Genomic DNA, 21375 nt, shown 5'->3' with positions numbered 1-21375 from the left:
CGTGATCGCCTACGTTCTCCGGCGGGCCCTCCAGGCGGTGGCGGTGCTCCTCGCGATCACCGCCGTCGCCTTCGGGCTCTTCTACGCCGCGCCCTCCGACCCCGCCCTCATCGCCTGCGGCCCCAAGTGCGACACCGCCCAGGTCGAGGCCGTGCGCCACAGCATGGGCCTCGACCAGCCGCTCACCGGGCAGTTCACCGACTACCTGCGCGGACTCGTCGCCGGCCGCACCATCGCCGACGTCGACGGCAGCCCCATCGACTGCCAGGCGCCCTGCCTCGGCTACTCCTACACCCTCCACCAGCCGGTCCTCGACGCCATCGGCGACCGCTTCCCGGTGACCCTGTCCCTCGCGGGCGGCGCGCTCGCGGTGATCGTCGTCCTCGGCATCGGCGCGGGCTTCACCGCCGCCCTGCGCCGGGGCACCGTCACCGACCGGCTGCTGTCCGGCTTCACCCTCGTCGGCGCCAGCGTGCAGATCTACTTCCTCGGCTACGCCTTGCAATATCTCCTCGTCTACACCACCGGCGTCCTTTCGGTGCCCGGCTATGTGCCCTTCGCCGACGACCCCGCGGCCTGGGCGGCCGGGCTCGCGCTGCCCTGGCTCGTCCTCGGCTTCGTCAACGCCGCCGTCTTCGCCCGCCTCGCCCGCTCCCAGATGCTGGAGACGATGCACGAGGGGTACGTGCGCACCGCGCGCGGCAAGGGGCTCGGCGTGCTGCGCGCCCACCTGAAGTACACGGCGCGCGGCGCGGCCGCGCCGCTGGTGCAGCTCCTCGGCCTCGAGGCGGGCGCCCTGTTCGGCGGGGCGTTCATCACCGAGACCGTCTTCGGCCTCGGCGGCGTCGGCAAGCTCGCCGTCGACTCCGTCGTCCAGAACGACCTGCCGACGGTGGTGGGCACGGTCCTGCTCGCCGCCTTCTTCGTGGTGCTCTTCGTCGCCCTCGCCGACCTGGTGGTGGCCTGGCTCGACCCGAGGGTGAGGCTCGCATGAGCGTCCTGCACGTCCGCGACCTGACCGTCTCCTTCGCCGGGCGCGGCTCCCCGGTGACCGCCGTGGACGGCGTCTCCTTCGGCCTCGGCCGCGGTGAAGTGCTCGGTCTGGTCGGGGAGTCGGGCTCCGGCAAGTCCACGGTGGGGCTGGCCGCGATGGGGCTGCACGACCCGGCCCGTACGACGGTGACGGGCAGCATCACGGTGGGCGGCACCGAGGTCGTCGGAGCGCCCGAGTCCGCCCTGCGGAGCCTGCGGGGCGCGCGGATCGCCATGGTGTTCCAGGACGCGCTGGCCGCGCTGTCGCCCTTCCACACGGTGGGCGCGCAACTGGCCGAGGCATACCGGCTGCACGCGCGGTCGGGGCGGGCCGAGGCGCGCGAGCGGGCGGCCGCCATGCTCGACCGGGTCGGCATCCCGGCCGCCCGCGCCCGGGACTACCCGCACCGGTTCTCCGGCGGCATGCGGCAGCGCGTCATGATCGCCATGGCGCTGATCAACTCTCCCGACGTGCTGGTGGCGGACGAGCCGACGACGGCGCTGGACGCGCGTGTGCAGCGGCAGGTGCTCGCGCTCATGGGGGAGCTGGCGCGGGAGAGCGGCACGGCGGTGCTGCTGATCACCCACGACGTGGGCGTCGTCGCGGAGATGTGCGATCGCACGCTGGTCATGCGGGGCGGGCGCGGCATCGAGTCGGGCCCCACCCGCAAGCTGCTCGTGGACGCCGCGCACCCGTACACCCGTGCCCTGATCGGCGCGGCACCGACGCTTTCCTCGGTGCCGGGGACGCGGCTGCCGACGGTGGAGGATCCGGAGCCGGCCGCTGCGAGCGTTGCCGAAGAGGGGGCGGCGGTGGTGTCCGCCGGTGTCGTGGGGCGGGCGGGCGGTTCGCGTCTCTCCGCCGCGACGGCGGAATCCGGCGCGGCCCCGGTCAGGGGCCGCACCGGTGCCGTATTGGCCGAAGTCGTCGATCTCACGGTCGAGTTCCCCGGCCGCCGCACCTCGCCGTGGCGCAGGGCCGAGCCCGTCGTCGCCGTTCGGGGGGTCAGCCTTCAGGTGCGGCAGGGGGAGACCCTCGGGCTCGTGGGGGAGTCGGGGTCCGGGAAGTCGACGACGGCGCGTGTGCTGGCGGGGCTGCGGCGGCCCACCGCCGGAGTCGCCCGGTTCGACGGGCGGGACATCGCGCTGCCCGCCACGCGCAAGGCGCTGAGCCGCGAGGCGCAGCTCGTCTTCCAGGACCCGTACGCCTCGCTCAACCCCCGCCGCACGGTCGAGCAGATCGTCACCACGCCCCTGCGCGTCCACACCTCGCTGGACGCGGCCGCCCGCCGCGACCGGGCGGCCGAACTCCTCGGGCAGGTGGGGCTGGACGCGGCGCACCTGGCCCGCTATCCGCACGAGTTCTCCGGCGGCCAGCGCCAGCGCATCGGCATCGCGCGGGCCCTCGCCCTGCGCCCCCGGCTGATCATCGCGGACGAGCCGGTCTCCGCGCTCGACGTGTCCGTGCAGGCCCAGGTGCTCAACCTGCTGATGGACCTGCGCGACGAGCTCGGGCTCTCCCTGCTCTTCGTGTCGCACGACCTCGCCGTCGTACGTCACTTCTGCGACCGCGTCGCCGTCATGCGGGCCGGGACGGTGGTGGAGAGCGGCCCGCGTGACGAGGTCTTCGACGACCCGAAGGCCGGCTACACGCGTGAGCTACTCGCGGCCACCATGTAGGGCCCCGGCGTCGCCGCCCGGGGAGGGGGCGGGTGGCGACGCCGGGCGCCGGGGGCGCAGGAGGTCGACGGGGGAGCCGGTGATGTCCTCGGTGAGGCTGATCCTGCGCTCCCGCGCCGGGAGTCCGGGGCTCCGGGGCAGGCCGTCCAGCCAGGCGGAGAGGGCGTCGGCGTAGGCCAGCGCGGCGGGCGGGAGGCCGCGGCGGGCCAGGTCCGCCGCGAGGCCGGAGCGGGCGGAACGGAGCGCGTGCGCGCGGGAGGCGAGGAAGCCGGGGGAGAGCTCCCGCTCGCCGGGGCAGGCGAGCACGGCCGCACGGACGAGGCCGTCCATCGAGGCCAGGCCGGCGATCTCCGGCGGTACTTCGTATCCGCTGGTGTACTCGACGAGGTCGAGGAGCGGCCGGGCCGGGCTCCGGGCCGTGAGCAGCCAGGCGTCCACGAACTCCCCGAAGTGCGCGGCGAACCGCCCCCGCCAGCGCGGCGACATCGCCGGGGCCGTCATCCGCCAGGCATCGGCCAGGGCCCGCTCCAGGGCCGTGCGCGGTGGCGGGGTGCGGCCCAGGTCCACCGGCAGGAAGTCGAGCAGGGCGTCGGCGTAGGGCGGCGGCGGCCCGCCCGCCCCGCACTCCTCGGAGCGCCCGGCGAGGATGAAGAACCACGCCAGCCACGCGGCCCCCCGCTGTAACCGCCCGCACTCGGCGTCCGGCATCACCCGCGCCGCGAACGCCGCGCACCCCGCCTTCCGGAAGCGCCGCTGCGCGGAGAAGGACTGCGTGAGCCCTGTCCGCCGCACCCACCGCTCGACGAACGCGGCGGCCTCCGCGCCGTGCGGATTGACGCGGGGGGCGGACACCGGGCTGCTGGACATGCGTTCCTCACCGGGTAGTGCTCTGGGTGGGATGAGGTTCTACCCGGACGCGTACCTGCACCACGGCTCATCCGCGCACTACACGGCGCGCGTTGGGGGTTGCGCGCCCCGGGAAGAGGCTCGTGTCGCGGCGGTCGCGGGCCCTGTGGCTCAGCGCGCCGTCGCGTTCCGGCGGAGCGCCGCGCATGTCAGCGTCACCGCCGTCCCCAGCACCGCCCACGCCGACAGCACGAGCAGGGGGCCCGTCAGGGCGTTGCCGCGGAAGTAGGCGATGGAGCGGGCCGACCAGGTGCCCGCGCCGGGCGGGAGCGCGGGGCCGATGGCGCGCCAGAACGGCGGGAGGAGGGGGTAGGGATAGGCGCCGCCCGCGCTGGGGTTGCCGAGGACCACGACGATCGCGATGGCCAGGCCGATGCCGATGATTCCCGCCAGCCCCTGGAGCGCGAGGGTCGTGGCGCCGACGGCGAAGACCACCAGGGCCCCCAGCCCCCACAGGCCCAGGACGCTGCCGGGCAGCGCGCCCAGCACCGGGCCCGCGATGACGGCGCCGAGCAGGCCCGCGACAGCGGCGTAGAGCGCGAGCGCGGCGAGGCGGAAGCCCGCCCGCCGGGGGTTCGCGGGGCGGGCGCCGGCGCTGATCGCGAGGATCGCGGCACACAGATAGCCGCCCACGCACCAGCCCACCACCAGATAGAAGGAGCTCAGGCCGCGCGCGTCACCCGCATCGGCCGGAGCGATGTCGGTGACCTTCAGCGAGCGCCGCTGCGCGGCCTCGGCCCGGGTGACGACGGCCTCGGTGGCCTGGGCGAGCGAGGCGCCCGAGCCCCCGGCGACAAGCAGGGTGTCGGTGGTGCCGCGCGGGTCGACGACCAGGGCGGCCTCCAGGTCGCGGTCACCGATCCGGCGCCGCGCCTCCGCCTCGTCGCGGACCGCGCTCGCGTCCAGGGGGCCGCCGGGCAGCGCGCCCAGCTTCCGCACCAGCTCCCCGCTCACCTGCTGCGGGGCGACGACGCCCAGCGCGATGTCCTTCGGCTTCGGGGCGTGGAAGGCGCCGATGTAGGACGTGATGAACGCGAGCTGGAGCACCAGCGCGCCGATCACCAGCAGCGCCGCGCGGACGGTCACCGCCTCCCGCGCTTCCTCGGCGAAGGTGGGGCGGGGGCTGTCAGCCGGGGTGTGGTCCATGTCCCGAGCGTGCGGGGTCGGGCGGGTGGCCGCAGGCGCTGCGGGCCGTTCGGGCGACCGTCCGCCGTGTTCGTACGAATGTTCGAGCGAGTGGTTTATGGTGGATAGGGAGGGCGGAAATCAGCCAGGGGGTGAGCGAGCGGCAGGAGGTGCGATGGCGGGGTTCACGCACCTGCACGCCGCATCGGGGTTCTCGATGCGGTACGGCGCCGCGCACCCGGAGCGCCTCGCCGAGCGCGCCGCCGAGCGCGGCATGGACGCCGTCGCCCTCACCGACCGCGACAGCCTCGCCGGAGCGGTCCGGTTCGCCAGGGCGGCCGCCCCGGCCGGGGTGCGGCCGCTGTTCGGCGTCGACCTGGCCGTACGGCAGCCGACCCCCGCGCCCGGGCCCACGGTCCGCCGGCGCACCCCCGTGCGCGGCGGCGCCTTCGTCGACGAGTCCGCGCCCCGCGTGACCTTCCTCGCCCGGGACGGCGCGGCCGGCTGGGCGGCCCTGTGCGGGCTGGTCTCCGCCGCGCACGCGGCCGGCGGCCGCCCCGAGCTCGCCCACGAGGACCTCGCGGCCGCCGCCACCGGCATCCGGGCGCCCCTGACCGTCCTCCTCGGCCCCTCCTCCGAGATCGGCCGCGCGCTCGTCGCCGGGCGCCCCGACCGGGCCGCGCGGCTGCTCGCGCCCTGGCGGGAAATGTTCGGTGACCGCCTGCGGCTGGAGGTCGTCTGCCACGGCCGCACCGGCACCGGACCCGGCTCGCTGCGGCTCGCCGCCCGCACCCTCGGCCTCGCCGCCGAACAGGGCGTACGCCCCGTGCTGACCAACGCCGTTCGCTACGCCGACCCCGGCCAGGGGCCCGTCGCCGATGTGCTCGACGCGGCCCGCCGGCTGGTGCCGATCGACCCCCGCAAGCCCCTCGACAGCGGTGAGCGCTGGCTCAAGGGCCCGCGGGAGATGGCGGCCGTCGCCGAGCGGGTCGTGGAGGCCGCCGGATTCCGCCGCGCCGCCGCGCACCGGCTGCTCACCCTGACCGAGGAGACCGCCGCCGCGTGCCTCGTCGACCCCGAGGACCACCTGGGCCTGGGCTCCGTCCACTTCCCCGAACCCCACCTGGTCGGGGCCGGGCACCGCACCGCCGCGCGCGTGCTGCGCGCCCGCTGCGCCGGGGCCCTGGTGCTGCGCGGCCACGGCCGGGACCGCCGCTACTGGGACCGGCTGGACGACGAGCTGCGCATCATCGAACAGCGCGGCTTCCCCTCGTACTTCCTCACCGTCGCCCAGGTCGTCGACGACACCCGCGCCCTCGGCATCCGGGTCGCCGCCCGCGGCTCCGGCGCGGGCTCCCTGGTCAACCACCTGCTCGGGATCGCCCACGCCGACCCCGTCGAACACGGGCTGCTGATGGAGCGCTTCCTGTCGGCCCGCCGCACCGCGCTGCCCGACATCGACATCGACGTGGAGTCCGCGCGCCGCCTGGACGTCTACCGTGCGATCTTCGACCGCTTCGGCGCGGACCGGGTGGCGACCGTCGCCATGCCCGAGACCTACCGGGTGCGGCACGCCGTACGGGACGTGGGCGCCGCCCTCGGCATGGGCCCCGCCGAGGTCGACCGGCTCGCGAAGTCCTTCCCGCACATCCGGGCCCGGGACGCCCGCGCCGCCCTGAAGGAGCTGCCGGAGCTGCGCGGCGTGGCGGCGGAGGAGCACGGCAGGCTGTGGGAGCTGGTCGAGGCGCTGGACGGACTGCCGCGCGGCATCGCCATGCACCCGTGCGGGGTGCTGCTCTCGGACGCGACGCTGCGGGCCCGCACGCCGGTCGTGCCGACCAGCGGCGAGAGCTTCCCGATGGCGCAGTTCGACAAGGACGACGTCGAACACCTCGGGCTGCTCAAGCTCGACGTGCTGGGCGTGCGGATGCAGTCGGCGATGGCGTACGCGGTGGCGGAGATCGAGCGGGCCACCGGCCGCCGGGTGGACCTGGACGACCCCGCGCAGGTGCGGCCGGGCGACCCCGCGACGTACGAGCTGATCCGCTCCACCGAGACCCTCGGCTGCTTCCAGATCGAGTCGCCCGGCCAGCGGGACCTGATCGGCCGGCTCCAGCCCTCGACCTTCCACGACCTGGTGGTCGACATCTCGCTCTTCCGGCCGGGCCCGGTCGCCGCCGACATGGTGCGGCCCTTCGTCGAGGCCCGGCACGGGCGCGCGCCGGTGCGCTACCCCCACCCGGACCTCGCGGAGACGCTGCGCGAGACCTACGGCGTGGTCGTCTTCCACGAGCAGATCATCGAGATCCTGCGGATCATGACCGGCTGCGACCGGCACCTCGCGGACGAGACGCGCCGCGCGCTGTCGGACCCGGAGCTGGTGGGCCGGGTGCGCGCGTGGTTCGCGGCGGAGGCGGCCGGGCGCGGGCACGGCCCCGACACCGTCCGCCGCACCTGGGAGATCGTGGCGGCGTTCGGCAGCTACGGCTTCTGCAAGGCGCACGCCGTGGCGTTCGCGGTGCCGACCTACCAGTCGGCCTGGCTGAAGGCCCATCACCCGGCGGCCTTCTACGCGGGGCTGCTCACGCACGACCCGGGGATGTATCCCAAGCGGCTGCTGCTCGCGGACGCGCGGCGGCGCGGGGTGCCGGTGCTGCCGCTCGATGTGAACCGGTCGGCGGCCGCCTATCGGATCGAACTGGTGTCCGGGGAATTCGGGATCCGGCTCGCGCTCTCCGAGGTGCGGGGCATCACCGAGGCCGAGACGGCGCGGATCGTCGCCGGGCAGCCCTACACCTCGCTCCAGGACCTGTGGCAGCGTGCCCGCCCCGCCCGGCCCGTCGCCGAACGGCTCGCGCGCGTCGGCGCGTTGGACGCCTTCGGCCCCAACCGCCGTGACCTGCTGCTGCACATCGCCGAACTGCACCGGCGGCGGCGCGGCTCCGCCGACCAGCCGACGCTGGCCGACAGCGCCCGCGCCGCGCCCGTCGGCCTGCCCGACCTCGACGCGGAGGAGCGCCTCGGCGCCGAGCTGAGCGTGCTCGGCATGGACGCCTCGCGCCATCTGATGTCCGACCACCGGGCGTTCCTCGCCGAGCTGGGCGCCCTCCCGGCGAAGCGGCTGCGCGACGCGCGGCACGGCGAGACCGTCCTGGTCGCGGGCGCCAAGGCCGCCACCCAGACCCCGCCGGTCCGCTCGGGCAGGCGGGTCATCTTCACGACCCTGGACGACGGCACGGGCCTGGTCGACTGCGCCTTCTTCGACGACAGCCACGAGCGGTGCGCGCACACCGTCTTCCACTCCTGGCTGCTGCTCGTGCGCGGCGTGGTCCAGCGGCGCGGCCCCCGCAGCCTCAGCGTGGTGGGCGCGGCGGCGTGGGACCTCGCGGAGCTCACCAGGCTCCGCGCGGAGGGCGGCCTGGGCGCCGTGGCCGAGCTGCTGGCGAGCCCCGCGGGCCCGTCCGGCGCGGCACCGGCCCGCCGCATCCACCTGTCCACCGGCTACGCGATGCACCCCTGGGCCGACCTCCGCCCGGCGGGTGAAGGCGCGCCCACCGGGCGGAAGCTGTGGCACGCGAGCCCGGGGAGCGCGGGACGATGACCGAGCGCCGCCTTTCCCCCGTCCCGCCCCTCCCCGCGACCGGGAGCCCTGCCGCCGGAGCCCCGGCGCCGGGCACGATCGAGCCCGTCCCGCATACGAGCGCGCTGTCCGGCGCGGGGGAGACGACCGTCCTGTACGTGCACTTCCACCCCACCGGGGGCGCGCCCGTCGACGAGGAGACGTACGACGGCCTGCTCGCCCTGCTCACCGATGTGACGCCCGTCGTCCAGGCGCTGCCTCCCGACGCCGCGCTGATGGACGTCCGCGGCGCCGTGCGCTACTTCGCGCACGACCCGGCCGAGCTCGCCGGCCTGCTGCGCGTCCGCGCGCTCGCGCGGTACGAGGCCGACTGCACGGTCGGCATCGCGGCCAACCCGATGCTGGCCCGGATGGCCGCGCACGACGGCCCGCCCGGGGCCGTGCGCGCGCTCCCCGGCGACCCCGCCGCCGTGGCCGCCTTCCTCGCCCGCAAGCCGGCCGCCGCGCTGTACGGCGTCGGCCCGGCGACCGCCCGCACCCTGTGCTCGTACGGGCTCGACAGCGTCGGCCGGATCGCCGCCGCGCCGCTCCCCGCGCTCCAGCGGATCCTCGGGGCGGCCGCGGGCCGGCGGATCCACGAGCGGGCGCGCGGCCTCGACCCGACGCCCGTCACGCCGGGGGAGCGGGCCCGGTCGATGGGCGCGGAGCACCGCTTCGCCGGGGACGAACTGGACGACGGCCACCGGCGCCGCGCCCTGCTCACGCTCGCCGACGGGCTCGGGGCGCGGCTGCGGGAGGGCGAGCAGACCGCCCGCGGGCTGACGCTCACCGTCCGCTACGCCGACGGCTCCTCGACCACCCGCACCAGATCCTTCGCCGAACCGACCGCGCACACCCCGGTGCTGACCGCCACCGCGTACGCGCTGCACGCGGCGCTCGGCCTGCAGCGGGCCCGGGTGCGGGCGGTGGCGCTGCGCGCGGAGGGGGTCGGCCCGGCCGGGGTCGCCCCGTACCAGCTGACCTTCGACCCCGCCGACGACAAGGCGCGCCGTGTCGAGGCGGCCGTCGACCGGGCGCGGGCGCGCTTCGGGGTGGGTTCCGTGGGGCCCGCGGCGACGCTGGGCGTGGCGTGAATCTTTCTGTCCAACTCGGTCCATTTGCTTGACGAATGCAAGATCCGCCCGCACCCTACTCGCAAGTAAGTTCACGCCGTTTTAACGCGCCGGTAATCCCACCCACCGGTGCCGGTCCGGTGTGCCCACCCCCCACCTGCGAGGAGTCCAGATGAAGCTGCGCCGCAGACCCTTCCGTGCCCTGCTGCCCGCACTGGCGCTGACCCTGGCGGCCGCCGTCGCCCCGACGCTCGCGACAGCCACCCCGGCCCACGCCGCGCCGGTCACCAGTGGCTGGAACAACGACTCCTGCAAGCCCTCGGCCGCGCACCCGCGGCCCGTCGTCCTCGTCCACGGCACGCTGGAGAACGGCACCGACAACTGGTTCTCCCTCGCGCCGTATCTGGTCCAACGGGGCTACTGCGTCTACTCCTTCGACTACGGCCAAGTGCTCGGCATCCCCGCCTTCTACGGCCTCGGGCCGGTCGAGGAGGGGGCCGGCAAGCTCGCCTCGTTCGTCGACGCGGTGCTGGCGCGGACGGGCGCCTCCAAGGTCGACGTCGTGGGCCACTCCCAGGGCGGGATGATGCCCCGCTACTACCTCAAGTTCCTCGGCGGCGCGCCCAAGGTGGGCACCCTCGTGGGCATCGCCCCCAACAACCAGGGCACGACGCTGTCCGGCCTGACCAAGCTCCTGGACGTCGTCCCCGGCGCGCGCGGGGTCCTCAAGAACCTCACCCCCGGCCTCACCGACCAAATCGTCGGCTCGGACTTCATGCGCCGCCTCAACGAGGGCGGCGACACCGTGCCGGGCGTCAACTACACCGTGATCGCCACGAAGTACGACGAGGTCGTCACCCCCTACACCTCCGGGTTCCTCTCCGGCCCGAACGTGCGGAACGTCGTCGTCCAGGACCTCTGCCCGGTCGACATCTCCCTGCACCTGACCCTGGGCACGATCGACCGCCTCGCCTTCCACGAGACGGCCAACGCCCTCGACCCGGCGAACGCCACCCCGACCACCTGCAAGACCATGCTGAGCTGACCGGCTCGCGACCCGGGCGCCCGGCGCAAGTCCCGGGCGCCTCCGGGCACTTCACCACGGCCCGCGGAAAACCGCTGGACCCGGCGCCCGCCACCGGGAGACGCTGCCGCCGGACCTGACGGCGAAGAGCACGGAATCGAGAGCACCATGGCAGTTCTGACGGCGGGCGGCGACGTGACGGTCACCTTGACGAAGAGGGCGCGGACCAAGGTGCGCTACCCCGCCGCCGTGATCCACGACGACGGCACCCACCTCGCCGTCCGCGCGCCGTGGGCGGGCGCGGCGGACCGGGACTTCGGCTTCGTCCGCTTCGAGCACGGCGACGTCTTCACCGAGCACTACTGGCGCGACCGCTGGTACGCGGTCAAGGAGGTCCGGTCCGCCGACGGCACCCTGAAGGGCTGGTACTGCGACATCACCCGCCCCGCGGTCGTCGGTGACCGCGCCCTGGTCGTCGAGGACCTCGACCTCGACCTCTGGGTCTCGGCCGACGGCGGCACGGTGCTGCGCCTGGACGAGGACGAGTTCGAGGAGAGCGGCCTGCGGGACCGCGACCCCGAGGCGGCGGCCCGGGCCCTCGAGGCACTGGACGCACTGGAGGCGCTGGCCCGTGAGGAAGGGCTCGCCGGGCTGCTCACCTGCGGCGCGCGCTGACCGGAACGCCTGTCTAAGGTGTTGTCCGTGATCGATTCCCATGATGTCCGGCGTATCGCGATGGCTCTTCCGGAGACGGCGGAGAAGGAGGCGTGGAGCATGCCCACGTTCCGGGTCGCCGGGAAGATGTACATCACGGTCCCCGACGACGAGACGTCCATCGCCGTCCGCTGCCCCAGGCACGAGCGCGCCGAGCTGATCGCCGCGGAGCCGGAGAAGTTCTGGGTCCCGCCGCACGAGGCGGGTTCCTCGTGGGTACGGGTGCGGCTCGCCGCACTGGAGGACCTGGACGAACTGCGCGACATCATCGTGGACTCCTGGCGGCAGGCGGCACCGGAGCGGCTGCTCGACGCAGGCGCAGGCGCAGGCGCAGACACGGACGCAGAGGCGGACGCGGACGCCTGACGGCAGGCGGAGGTCAGTCCCGCAGCAGGGCCGTCAGCGGGAGGGCCGCCACATCGGCCGGGGGCCGCGACAGGTGCAGGGACGTGTGGAAACAGCCCTCGGTCTCCTTACCGCGCGGGTCCTCCCCCGTCGCCGCCACCGCGTCCACCGCGTAGCGCTGCTCCCGCTCGTCGGTGAAGCGGCGCTGCGGGAAGGTGGCGGTGCTCCTCTCGGTGACCAGCCCTTGCGTGGCCAGGGCCGCCGCGATGTGGTCGTACGAGCCGGTCCGCAGCACGAACGCGGCCACCCACGGCGGGACTTCGGCGGCGGCCAGGAGTGACCGGAACGTGCGGGGGGACAGGAAGCTCACTCCGCCGGTGACCGTGATCAGACGGGTGCCGCGCACGGCGCGGCACAGCGCAGGGGAGGGCGGGGCGGTTTCGAGATTCTCGGCGAAGCCCTCTTCCAGCAGGCCGGTCGCGACCGCGTAGCCGAGGGCGGGGGCGGCCGTGTCGAGGCCGGTCACCGGCACCGCGTCGGGCCGTCTGCGGGCGGCGTAGAAGGCGCGGTCGTCGGCGATCAGCGCGGCGGTGGTGAGGGCCTCGGCCTCGGGTGAGGTGTAGCGGGCGTGGAGCTCGTCCCACGTCACGTCGTGATTGAGCAGGGCGGCGTTGATGCCGAAGGAACAGCAGATGTCCAGCACGCCCGCCGGCCCCGGCCCCCCTCCCGCCGTCCGGTCTGCGGCCAGGCGCCGGAAGAGAGGCTGGGCATGGTGGGGCGTTCGGTAGCCCAGCGCCCCCAGCACCCGGAAGTAGGCCCGTGGGTCCGGCCGGCTGTAGAGGTCGTCGAACGGGGTCCTGCCCACCGCCGCCGCGCCGGTGCCTGTCGCCTCGCCCATCCCGCTCGCCCCTCTCACCCGCCGCCTTTCGACCCCGACAGTCTGTGCGCCGTGGTCACCGGCGAAACAACGGCCGTCCGGAACCGGCCAGGGAGCCGGGCACGCGGCAGCACGGGCCGCGGGTGAGTCTCGAAAACGGGAGCGAGGGCGTGGCAGGGTGATCACATGACTGCGAACAGCCCTCGTGCGACCGCCCTGGAGATCGTCGAAGCCGCCGTGGACCCCGGCAGCTGGCGGTGCTGGGACGAGCCCGTCGAGGTGACGACCGAGGACGCCGCCTACCGCGCCGACCTCCTCGCGGCCCGCGGGCGCACCGGGCTCGACGAGTCCGTCATCACGGGTGAGGGCCTGGTCCAGGGGCGCCGAGTGGCCCTGGTGGCCTGCGAGTTCCGCTTCCTGGCGGGGTCGATCGGGGTGGCGGCGGGGGAGCGGCTCGTACGGGCCGTGGAGCGGGCCACGGCCGAGCGGCTGCCGCTGCTGGCGGCGCCCGCGTCGGGCGGCACGCGGATGCAGGAGGGCACGGTCGCCTTCCTCCAGATGGTCAAGGTCGCCGCCGCCATCACCGATCACAAGGCCGCCGGCCTGCCCTACCTCGTCTATCTCCGCCACCCCACGACCGGCGGCGTCCTCGCCTCGTGGGGCTCGCTCGGCCACCTCACGGCCGCCGAACCGGGCGCCCTCATCGGCTTCCTGGGCCCGCGCGTCCACCAGGCGCTCTACGGCGAGGAGTTCCCCCCGGGCGTCCAGGTGGCGGAGAACCTCCTGGCCAACGGCCTGGTGGACGCGGTACTCCCGCCGTCCCGCCTCTCGGGGGTGGCGGCGCGGGCGCTGCGGGTCCTGTGCGGGGACCCCGGCGGGGACCCTGCGAACGGGCCGGGCGCCGGGCCGGGGTCCGACGCGGGTCCGGGGGCGAGGGGCTTCGAGGCCGGTGCTTCCGCAGTGCCCGGCGCCTCCGGCGGGCCCGGTGTCTCTGCCGTGCCCGGCGCTTCCGCCGGGCCCCGTGCCTCCGCCGAGTCCGGCGCTTCCGCTGAGCCCCGTGCCTCTGCCGTGTCTGATGTCTCGGCTGAGCCTGGCGCCTCAGCCGAGTCCGGCGCTTCAGCCAAGTCCGGTGCTTCTGCCGGGCCCGATGCCTCCGCCAAGTCCGGCGCTGCCGCCGTGCCTGGTGCCTCCGGGGGGCTCGATGTCTCGGCCGAGTCCGGTGCTTCCGCCAAGTCCGGTGCTTCTGCCGTGCCCGGCGCTTCCGCCGGGCCCCGTGCCTCCGCCGAGTCCGGCGCCTCCGCCGTGCCCCCTGCCGGGGAGGCCGGTTCCGTCGCCGGGAGGCCGGGGGCGCTCCCCGGGCCCGTCGCGGGGGGATCCGCGGCCGGGCCGGGCGCGGCTGCCGGGGCCGCCCCGCCCGGGGGCGTCCCCACCGCCGAGTCGATCCGCCGGTCACGCCTCCCCGGGCGGCCCGGCGTAAGGGAGTTGCTCGAGGCCGCCGCCACCGATGTGACGCCGCTCAGCGGTACGGCGGCGGGGGAGCGCGACCCCGGGCTGATGCTCGCCCTGGCCAGGGTCGGCGGCACGCCCTGCGTCGTCCTCGGCCACGACCGGGGCGAACGCGCCGTACCGGGCCTCGGGCAGGCGCTCGGCCCCGCCGGGCTGCGGGCCGCGCGGCGCGGCATGCGGATCGCCGCGGAGCTGGGCCTCCCCCTGCTCACCGTCGTCGACACGGCGGGCGCCGCGCTCTCGCGGGACGCCGAGGAGGGCGGGCTGGCCGGGGAGATCGCCCGCTGCCTCGCCGACCTCGTGACCCTGCCCGCCCCGACGCTCTGCCTGCTGCTGGGACAGGGCGCGGGCGGCGCCGCGCTCGCCCTGCTGCCCGCCGACCGCGTCGTCGCGGCCCGGCACGCGTGGCTTTCGCCACTGCCGCCGGAGGGCGCGTCGGCGATCCTCCACCGCACGACGGACCGGGCGTACGAGGTCGCCGACCGGCAAGGGGTGCGGTCCGCGGACCTCTCGGCCAACGGCATCGTGGACGTGGTCGTGGAGGAGGGGGAGGGGTTCCTCGCGCGCCTCGGCGCGGTCCTCGGTGCCGAGCTGTCCGCTCTCGCGGCGCGTGAACAGGGGGAACGCCTGTCGGACCGGCGGGCGCGCTATCGGAGGATCGGGCTGCCGGGGTGACGCCGCCCTGGGGATGAACGCGACATAACACACCGATTCCTTAAGGCGATTGACAAGGTTAGGCTCGCCTAACTTAATGTCTGTCTGTGGTCGAACCAGTGGCTCCGCGAGGCGCCCCCCACAGCCGGACGGACGTGGCGGGGCCGCACGCGCCCGCCGCCGCGCCCCCGCGGCGCGGGGCGGCGGAAGGGCGTCTGCACCTCCTCGCCCGCAACCCCACCGACTCCGTCACCGAAGGCTTCCTGCCCGCGGCCGCCGCGCTCGGGCTCGCCGTCACGCTGCTCACCGATCAGCCGGACGCCCACCGCGCCGCGTACGCGAGACGCGCGTCGCTGCCGCCACCGGACGTCGTGGCCTGCGACGTACGGGACTTCCGCGAGGTCATCGGCCGGATCGACCGGCTGGGGAGGCCCGACGCCGTCTTCACCAACAGCGATCACCTCCAGGTCCAGGCGGCGCTGGCCGCCGACTACTTCGGACTGCCCGGCAAGGACTGGAAGGCCGCGCTCCGCGCCAAGGACAAGGCGCTGCTGCGCCGGAGCCTCGCCGGGGCGGGCGCCGACACCGTGCGCTCCGCCGAACTGGGCCCGCACGACGACCCGTCCGGTCCCGCCCTCCGCGGCATCCCTTTCCCTTGCGTGCTCAAGCCGCGCGAAGGCGTGGCCGGCGAGGACGTGGCGCTGATCGGCGACGCCGAGGAACTCGCCCACCGCTGCCGGGAGACGCGCGCGCGAAGGCCCGGCGCCGCCCTGGTCGTCGAGGAGTACCTCGACGGTCCGCTGCACACCCTGGAGACGCTCGGCGACGGGCACGCCCTGCACACCCTCGGCACCTTCCGCACCGGCCTCTCCCCCCTGCCGTACTTCATCGAGGAGCGGCTCACCCTGCTGCCCGGCCCGCCGCTGCCGCACGCCGCCGACGCCCTGCGGCAACTGCGCGCGCTCGGCGTCGGGTTCGGCGCCTGCCACACCGAATACGTCGCGCAGGGCGACCGGGCCCGCATCGTCGAGGTCAACTACCGTGCCATCGGCGACCAGTGCGACCTGGCGCTCGCCGACGCCCTCGGCATCCCCCTCTTCGCGCACATCCTCCGCACTCACCTCGGCGAGCGGCTGCCCGCCCGCCTGGGGGCCCGCGCGGACGGCCGGGCGCGTGTGGAGTACGTCTGCGCCGACCGCGGCGGCACGCTCACCACGGCGCCTCCGGCGAGCGACACCGAGCACGACGGCGTACGGCTGGTGTACCGGCCGCTGCGCGTGACCGGCCAGGCGCACCCGCTCCACCGCACCAACCGCGACTATCTCGGCGTCATCCGGGCGACCGGCACCGACCAGGACCGGATCGACCGCGCCGTCGAGGAATTCCTGGCGGCGCGGCGCTGGGAGATCATGTCGTGGGCCTGACCGGCAGCGCCGCGCTGGAGGACGAGCTCCTCCAGCGCGTCCTCTCCCTGTGGGCTGCGCACTATGGGGAGGGCCCCATTATCTTCGGGTGGTGGATGGATGAGGAACTCCTCGAACCTCGCTGGGTGCCTGGGCGGGCGCGCCGCAGGCGCCATGGACCCGCACAATCAGCCCGTCCGGCGTTCGAGGACGCGGCCGCAGGCCGCTCCCGCCGCTGGGGGCACCTCCCCGCGGTAGCTGGGGGAGGCAACGGCGGGGCAGCCGGGGGCCGGGGCGCGAGCCCCCACGCGGCGGAGCCGCACATCAGGTGCAGCCGGGAAGGGGCGGGGTAGAGGAAAAGCCCGCCGCAGGCGACAACGCCCCCGCCCCGACAGCGAACCGCACTCAGAGCAACCCGCCGGCAAAGCGCAGCGCCCAACGGAGCCGCCCCGACATGACCGCACCCCCCGCCCTGACGTCCGCCGATCACATCGTCACCCACACCCTCCTCAACTGCCTGCTCAGAGAGATCTCGGGACCCGAGCACCAGACCGCCGTCACCGACGGCAGGCTGCTGCTCCGCCTGCCCCGCACCGGCACACTGCTCCGCGTAGCGCTGCGGCGCGTGTCCCTCATCGGCGCCCACCGTTTCACCGGGCCGGTCGCCGAACGGCGCGGCGACACCTGGACCGAGCTGACCTGGCAGGCGTTCGCCGAGCGCGTCCACCGGGAGCTGGAGCTGCGCACGGGCGTGGACAACGACGAGTTCCTCGGACAGGTGGCCGCCAGCCACGCCGGGGTGACCGCCGCTCTCGGCACCGCGCGCGACGCGGCGGGAGCCGACGCCTATCTGGACTCCGAGCAGTCCCTGCTCTTCGGTCACCGCTTCCACCCCACCCCCAAGGCCCGCACCGGCACGGCCGCCGACTGGCACCGCTACGCCCCCGAGAACCGCGCCCGGTTCCCCCTGCACCACCTGGCCGTACGCCGCGCGTGCGTGCGCGAGGAGGCCGCGACGGACGACGCCCTGGCCCCTCTCGACCGGCAGCGGCCCGTGCCCGAGGGATACCGCCTGCTGCCCGCGCACCCCTGGCAGTACGCCACGCTCCGCGGCCACCCCGCGCTGCGCGCCGCCCTCGCCCGGGGCGACGTCCTCGACCTCGGGCCCGGCGGCGACGGCTTCGCGCCCACCGCGTCCGTACGCACCCTCTACGACGGCCGGGACTTCCTGAAGTTCAGCCTCAACGTCCGCATCACCAACTGCCTGCGCAAGAACGCCGAGTACGAGCTGGCGGGCGCCGTCGCCCTCACCCGGCTCCTGGAGCCCGTCGCCACCGCCCTGGCCGCCCGCTTCCCCGGCGCCGACCTGCTGCGCGAGCCCGGCTACCGCACCCTCGACCTCGGCAGCCGCGACCTCGCGGAGGGCTTCGGCGTCATCGTCCGCGAGGGCCTCGCCGCCCGGCTCGCCCCCGGCGTCACCGGACTGCTCGCGGCGGCCGTCGCCGACGAATACCCCACCGGCGGTGCCCACCTCGGCCTGCTCCTGGCCGGCGCCGGGCCCGCCGGAGCGCTCGCCTGGTGGGACGCCTACCTCGAACTGCTCGTGCCGCCCGTGCTCGCCGCCTACTTCGACCACGGAGTCGTCCTCGAACCCCACCTCCAGAACGTCGTCGTGGGCCTCGGCCCCGACGGCATGCCCCGCCAGGTGCTCTTCCGTGACCTCGAAGGCACCAAGCTGCTCCCCGGCCGGCACGCCGCCGCCCTCGCCGCGCTGCCGCAGGACGTGGCCGGCCCCCTGACGTACGACCGGGAGCGCGGGTGGGACCGGGTCGTCTACTGCCTCCTCGTCAACCACGTCGCCGAGATGCTCGCGGCGCTCGCCGACCTCCACCCCCACCTCGAACCCCGGCTGTGGGCCGCTGTCCGCCGGACCCTGGCCGCCCGCGCCGCCGCGCACGGCGAACCGCCGCTCCTGCGCGCGCTGGTGGCCGGGGCGCCGCTGCCCGCCAAGGCCAATCTGCTGGCCCGCTGGGAGCGCAGGGCCGACCGGCACGCGGGCTATGTGCGCCTCGCCTCGCCCCTCGTGCCGGACCTGCTGTCCACGCTCACCCGCGACCCCCGTACCGAACCCTGGAGCACCGCACCGTGATCACCCCCCGCGTCGCCGGGCTCGCCGCCCGCCTGCCCGGCCCCGAACTGCCCGCGTACGTCCACGACCTCACCGCGCTCGACGCCCACGCCCGCGAGGTGCGTGCCTCACTGGAGGGCGTCGAGCTGTACTACGCCGCCAAGGCCAACCCCGCGCCGGAGATCCTCCGGGCGCTCGCCCCGCACGTCGACGGCTACGAGGTGTCCTCCGGTGGCGAACTGGCGCACGTCAGAGCGGAGGTTCCCGGGCTGCCGCTCGCCTTCGGCGGTCCCGGCAAGACGGAGGAGGAGCTGCGGCTCGCCCTCGAACTGGGCGTGGAGCGCTTCCACGTGGAGAGCGAGAGCGAGCTGAGGCTGCTCGCGGACCTCGCCGACGAGCGGCCCGGCGCCGCGCCCGCCGACGTACTCCTGCGCGTCAACCTCCCCATGGGCGCGAGCGGTGAACTGGACGGCGCGGTGCTGGCCATGGGCGGCCGGCCCGGCCCCTTCGGCCTCGACCCGCACCGGGCGGAAGCCTGCATTCCGCTGCTGCGCGGCCGCCGGCTGCGGCTGCGGGGCATCCACGCCCACCTCGCCAGCGGGCTCGACGCGGCGACGCATCTCGCCGTCGCGTCACGGGTGGTGAGCTGGGCGCGGTCCCTGGCCGACCGGCACGCGGTCGCCCTGACCGAGGTGAACGTCGGGGGCGGGATGGCCGTCGACTACGTCCGCCCGCACACCCGCTTCGACTGGCGGGCCTACGGCGCGGGCCTGCGCGAACTCGCCTCCGCGCACCCCGGCCTCACCCTGCGGACGGAACCCGGCCGCTCGCTGGCCGCGCACTGCGGCTGGTACGTCACCGAGGTGCTGGACCTCAAGCACAGCCAGGGGGAGGCGTTCGCGGTCCTGCGGGGCGGCACCCACCACCTGCGCACACCCGCCGCCAAGGCGCACGACCAGCCTTTCACCGTGCTGCCGGTCGAGGAGTGGCCGCGCGCCTGGCCGCGTCCCGCCGCGCTCGACGAGCCCGTGACCCTGACCGGGCAGCTGTGCACGCCCAAGGACGTGCTCGCGCGGCAGGTGCCCGTCGCCGAACTGCGGGTGGGGGACCGGATCGCCTTCGCGATGGCGGGCGCGTACGCCTGGAACATTTCGCACCACGACTTCCTGATGCACCCGGAACCGACGTTCCACTTTCTGACCTGACGAAGTGTCAATGCGCTATCGCCGCAGGTGGGATGCGTTACCGCCGGTTTCCGTTCGATCCGAATGTTTTCCCTGTTCGTGCATGGTGAATGCATCTATGCAGGCGTATCGTGATCTTCGCGGCGCGCCGCGAAGATCACGGCGGGCCTGTCACACACGGGGACAGCCGCATCCGGAACCGGCCGGGGCGGCCCAGCGAAGGGGAGCATCGCGAGCATGTGCGGCATCACCGGATGGATCGCCTACGAGCAGGACCTCAACGCAGCGCGCGGCACGCTCGACGCGATGAACGAGACCCACATCTGCCGCGGTCCCGACGCCGGCGGCATATGGCTGGACACCCACGCCGCACTGGGACACCGCCGACTGTCCATCATCGACCTCGACGGCGGCAAGCAGCCGATGCTCGTCGAGCACGACGGCCGCACCCTGCTCGCCACCACCTACAGCGGCGAGGTCTACAACTTCCGTGAGCTGCGCGCCGAGCTGGAGAGCCGCGGCCACACCTTCCGCACCACCAGCGACACCGAGGTCGTGCTCCACGCCTACCTCGAATGGGGCGAGGCCGCCGCCGAGCGCCTCAACGGCATCTACGCCTTCGCCGTCTGGGACCCGCGCACCGAGGAGCTCCTCCTCGTCCGCGACCGGATGGGCGTCAAGCCGCTCTTCTACTTCCCCACCCGCGACGGCGTGATCTTCGGCTCCGAGCCCAAGTCGATCCTCGCCCACCCCGACGTCCGCCCGGTCGTCGACGCCGAGGGCCTCGCCGAGATGCTGGCCTTCACCAAGACCCCCGGCCACGGCATCTACAAGGGCATGCGCGAGGTGCGGCCCGGCCACACCGTCCGGGTGCGCCGCGGCGGCCTGACCGAGCGCAGCTACTGGGCGCTCGAATCCCACGAGCACACCGACGACCTCGACACCACCGTCGGCCACATCCGCGAGCTGCTGGAGGACATCGTCTCCCGCCAGCTCATCGCCGACGTCCCGCTGTGCACCCTGCTCTCCGGCGGGCTCGACTCCTCCGTCATCACCGCCCTCGCCGCCAAGGGCCTGGCCGACGGCGGCCACGGCCCGGTGCGCTCCTTCGCCGTCGACTTCGCGGGCCAGACCGAGAACTTCAAGGCCAGCGACCTGCGCGGCACCCCCGACGGCCCCTTCGCGCACGCACTCGCCGAGCACGTACGCGCCGACCACGCCGACATCGTCCTCGACACCGCGACCCTGATGGACCGCGGCAACCGCGACGCCGTGCTGCGCTCCCGCGACCTGCCCGTCGGCTTCGGCCAGGTCGACACCTCGCTCTACCTCCTCTTCAAGGCGATCCGCGAGCACTCCACGGTCGCGCTGTCGGGCGAGTCGGCCGACGAGGTCTTCGGCGGCTACCGCTGGTTCCACGACGCCGAGGCCGTCAACGGAGACACCTTCCCCTGGCTCACCGCCCGCATCTTCGACACCGTCTCCGGCGACGGCAGCGGCGACCGCACCGACTTCCTCGACCCGGGCCTCCTGACCAAGATCGACCTCGCCGGCTACCGCGAGAACCGCTACCGCGAGGCCCTCGCCGAGGTCCCCCGGCTCGCGGGCGAGACCGGCCTCGAGGCCCGCATGCGCGAGATCAGCTATCTGCACCTCACCCGCTTCGTGCAGCTGCTGCTCGACCGCAAGGACCGCGTGAGCATGGCCACCGGCCTGGAGGTGCGCGTGCCCTTCTGCGACCACCGCCTCGTGCAGTACGTCTTCAACACCCCCTGGGCGATGAAGACCTTCGACGGCCGCGAGAAGTCCCTGCTGCGCGCCGCCGCCCGCGACCTGCTCCCCACGTCCGTCGCCGACCGCGTCAAGAGCCCCTACCCCAGCAGCCAGGACCCGCGCTACCCCGACGTCCTGCGCGCGGAGCTGCGCCGCGTGCTGGCCGACCGGAACAAGCCCGTCCACGCCCTGCTGGACACCGCCGCCGTCACCGGCTCGCTCACCCAGGGCACCGGCGCGGCCTTCCAGTCCACCACCGAGCTCGTCCTCAGCCTGGACACCTGGCTGACCACCTACGGCGCGTCGCTGGAGCTCTGACGCCACCCGGGCAC

At 74.9% G+C, this 21375-nt stretch carries 15 protein-coding genes; 12 read left to right on the top strand and 3 right to left on the bottom strand.

Translation table 11 applies throughout. The annotated features are described in order from the left end of the window. The first annotated feature begins 1 nt into the window (after nucleotide 1). Both ACZ4A5_RS19580 and ACZ4A5_RS19575 read left to right on the top strand, forming a co-directional pair. Nucleotides 2-994 carry an ABC transporter permease gene (locus ACZ4A5_RS19580; protein WP_467585217.1) on the top strand — a complete coding sequence of 331 codons (993 nt, stop codon included), beginning with the start codon at nucleotides 2-4 and terminating at the stop codon, nucleotides 992-994. Next, a complete protein-coding gene (locus ACZ4A5_RS19575) occupies nucleotides 991-2712 on the top strand; it encodes a dipeptide ABC transporter ATP-binding protein (RefSeq protein WP_467585210.1) in 1722 nt (573 codons plus the stop codon). The genes ACZ4A5_RS19580 and ACZ4A5_RS19575 overlap by 4 nt, the downstream gene beginning before the upstream one ends. Here the strand turns inward: ACZ4A5_RS19575 and ACZ4A5_RS19570 are convergent. After that, the gene (locus ACZ4A5_RS19570) at nucleotides 2692-3579 is read right to left on the bottom strand and encodes a terpene synthase family protein (protein WP_467585207.1); all 888 of its coding nucleotides are present in this window, start codon (nucleotides 3577-3579) and stop codon (nucleotides 2692-2694) included. The genes ACZ4A5_RS19575 and ACZ4A5_RS19570 overlap by 21 nt on opposite strands. Before the next feature lie 150 nt (nucleotides 3580-3729). After that, nucleotides 3730-4764, bottom strand: coding sequence for a YhgE/Pip domain-containing protein (locus ACZ4A5_RS19565; RefSeq protein ID WP_467585202.1), 1035 nt, complete (start codon nucleotides 4762-4764; stop codon nucleotides 3730-3732). 154 nt (nucleotides 4765-4918) lie between these two features. Here ACZ4A5_RS19565 and ACZ4A5_RS19560 point away from each other — a divergent pair, with 154 nt between their 5' ends. The 5 genes from ACZ4A5_RS19560 (at nucleotide 4919) to ACZ4A5_RS19540 (ending at nucleotide 11539) form a co-directional block, all read left to right on the top strand. Beyond that, nucleotides 4919-8344 (top strand): DNA polymerase III subunit alpha, encoded by a 3426-nt coding sequence (locus ACZ4A5_RS19560; RefSeq protein WP_467585197.1) that lies wholly within the window; start codon nucleotides 4919-4921, stop codon nucleotides 8342-8344. Continuing rightward, complete coding sequence (locus ACZ4A5_RS19555) at nucleotides 8341-9456, top strand: DNA polymerase Y family protein (RefSeq protein WP_467585193.1); 1116 nt, start codon at nucleotides 8341-8343, stop codon at nucleotides 9454-9456. The genes ACZ4A5_RS19560 and ACZ4A5_RS19555 overlap by 4 nt, the downstream gene beginning before the upstream one ends. A gap of 151 nt (nucleotides 9457-9607) precedes the next feature. Continuing rightward, nucleotides 9608-10480 (top strand): esterase/lipase family protein, encoded by an 873-nt coding sequence (locus tag ACZ4A5_RS19550; RefSeq protein WP_467585189.1) that lies wholly within the window; start codon nucleotides 9608-9610, stop codon nucleotides 10478-10480. A 147-nt stretch (nucleotides 10481-10627) separates the two neighbouring features. Continuing rightward, the gene (locus ACZ4A5_RS19545; protein ID WP_467585184.1) at nucleotides 10628-11134 is read left to right on the top strand and encodes a ribonuclease FAU-1 family protein; all 507 of its coding nucleotides are present in this window, start codon (nucleotides 10628-10630) and stop codon (nucleotides 11132-11134) included. A gap of 60 nt (nucleotides 11135-11194) precedes the next feature. Beyond that, nucleotides 11195-11539: an MmcQ/YjbR family DNA-binding protein gene (locus tag ACZ4A5_RS19540; protein WP_467585316.1), complete on the top strand. Its 345-nt coding sequence runs from the start codon at nucleotides 11195-11197 to the stop codon at nucleotides 11537-11539. A gap of 13 nt (nucleotides 11540-11552) precedes the next feature. On the opposite strand, the gene ACZ4A5_RS19535 is transcribed toward ACZ4A5_RS19540, so the two are convergent. Beyond that, nucleotides 11553-12416 (bottom strand): hypothetical protein, encoded by an 864-nt coding sequence (locus ACZ4A5_RS19535; RefSeq protein WP_467585182.1) that lies wholly within the window; start codon nucleotides 12414-12416, stop codon nucleotides 11553-11555. 165 nt (nucleotides 12417-12581) lie between these two features. On the opposite strand from ACZ4A5_RS19535, the gene ACZ4A5_RS19530 reads away from it, so the two are divergent. The 5 genes from ACZ4A5_RS19530 (at nucleotide 12582) to asnB (ending at nucleotide 21361) form a co-directional block, all read left to right on the top strand. Further along, the gene (locus tag ACZ4A5_RS19530; RefSeq protein WP_467585180.1) at nucleotides 12582-14576 is read left to right on the top strand and encodes a carboxyl transferase domain-containing protein; all 1995 of its coding nucleotides are present in this window, start codon (nucleotides 12582-12584) and stop codon (nucleotides 14574-14576) included. Between the two features lie 134 nt (nucleotides 14577-14710). Then, entirely contained in the window at nucleotides 14711-15979 is a 1269-nt protein-coding gene (locus ACZ4A5_RS19525; RefSeq protein WP_467585312.1) for an ATP-grasp domain-containing protein, read from the top strand. 433 nt (nucleotides 15980-16412) lie between these two features. Next, a complete protein-coding gene (locus tag ACZ4A5_RS19520) occupies nucleotides 16413-18107 on the top strand; it encodes an IucA/IucC family protein (protein ID WP_467585178.1) in 1695 nt (564 codons plus the stop codon). Continuing rightward, nucleotides 18104-19291, top strand: a complete 1188-nt coding sequence (locus ACZ4A5_RS19515; protein ID WP_467585176.1) for a type III PLP-dependent enzyme — start codon at nucleotides 18104-18106, stop codon at nucleotides 19289-19291. Before ACZ4A5_RS19520 ends, ACZ4A5_RS19515 begins: the two co-directional genes overlap by 4 nt. Nucleotides 19292-19507: 216 nt before the next feature. Further along, entirely contained in the window at nucleotides 19508-21361 is a 1854-nt protein-coding gene (asnB, locus tag ACZ4A5_RS19510; RefSeq protein WP_467585174.1) for an asparagine synthase (glutamine-hydrolyzing), read from the top strand. The last annotated feature ends 14 nt before the right edge of the window (nucleotides 21362-21375 follow it).

This window comes from Streptomyces sp. NPDC025618, assembly GCF_055558795.1.
This window is presented reverse-complemented; position numbering and strand designations above follow the sequence as displayed.